General features: G+C 41.9%; 1 protein-coding gene. It reads right to left on the bottom strand.

What is annotated here, in order from left to right; all coding sequences use genetic code 11:
• The coding region (locus tag WBM98_RS18840; RefSeq protein ID WP_424367561.1) for a triple tyrosine motif-containing protein at positions 1–1,514 on the bottom strand (1,514 nt) is incomplete at both ends.

The following is a 1,514-nucleotide window of genomic DNA, read 5'->3' as shown; positions in this document are numbered from 1 at the left end:
ATTTATATCCGTAGGCTCTTTTTGTCCGCTACTGCTTCTGCTATGCTGTAACATGCCTTTAACAATGCCATCGGCTCGTTTTCCGTGAAAGATTATCTTATCCTCATTATCCGCAACATCCTTGGCAAGGGTCTTGACTTCTTCAAAATTTCCTTTTTCAATTTCTTCATCCATCTCTAGTAACAGTTCCTTATTGACTTCAGAGAAATTATTGACAAAGTTCAACGGATTCTGTATCTCATGGGCAATGCCTGCCGTAAGTTCTCCAAGGCTTGCCATTTTTTCGGATTGAACGAGTTGTGATTGGGTATTCTTTAATTCAGAATATGCCTTTTCTATTTCTTTTGCTTGCGCCAATTCTTTATCCCGTGATCGTTCACGTTCTTTGCGTTTAATTCTTTGGCGCATGAAACGATCTACGATCAAAAATCCTACGATCAAGACGGTAGCGTATAGTACATAGGCCCATATGGTGCGCCACCAAGGTGGGGAAATGGTGAAGGACAAGGTTTTACCTTCCTCGTTCCATATACCATAGGCATTGGCTGCCCTTACCGCAAATTCATAGTTTCCCGGATCAAGGTTGGTATAGGAGGCAAAGTTTCTGTTGTCATAGATCCAATCTTCGTCATAGCCAATTAACTTGTGTGCATATTGGTTCTTATTAGGATTGGCAAAATGCAATGCTGCAAATTCAAAACTCAAGTTGTTTTGCTCATGGGATAGGTTCATACTTTCGGTATTCAGCAAACTTTTGGTTAAAGGATTATCCTCTCCCATTTCCATAACTGACTTATTAGCAATCAGCACATTCGAAATAATCAACTCGGGCGGCACATTATTAGCGGTAACGCTGCTAAACGTGGTAAGGCCATGATCCCCACCAAAATAAAAACGGCCATCGGTTGCACGGGTCGCTGCAAGGGCCAAAAAAATATCCCCGCCCAAACCATCGGAAGCATTGTAATTGATAAAGGTTACTTTACCCAAATTTTCATTGGTCACCATTTGGGAGAGTCCGTTTTGGGTGGCGATCCACATTTCCCCATTATCACCCTCGATAATCCCTTCGGTAAGGTTTGTGGGCAATCCATCTACTTCCGAGTAGCGCGTAAATTTTTCGGATTCGGGATCTAGTTTGTTGATTCCTTCGGTTGTTGCCAACCAAATCATACCGCGGCTGTCTTCAAAAATGTCGAAAACGATGTTACTACTTAACGAATTTTTGTTTTCTGGTTCATAATTGAAATACTTTACCATTTTGGTGACAGGGTCTATTCTATTGAGTCCTTGACCATTGGCACTGACCCAAATAGAGGTGTCGGTAATCTCGATATCCGCTATATTGTTTCCACTGATGACCATTTCTTGTTGGTTATCTGAAAACTGGTTTTCAAATGACACTGATTGATTTCCATCACTGGGTTTGATCAAGACGATACCGTAGAGCGATGTTTGCTCCGGAGGGTCTGAATTCCATTTGTCATAGGCGTGGCTATCGTCCGATCTATAAC

This window comes from Maribacter sp. (genome assembly GCF_049667165.1).
Taxonomy (GTDB): Bacteria; Bacteroidota; Bacteroidia; order Flavobacteriales; family Flavobacteriaceae; genus Maribacter_A.
Note: the sequence above shows the minus strand (reverse complement) of the source record. Positions and strands in the feature narration are given on the sequence as shown.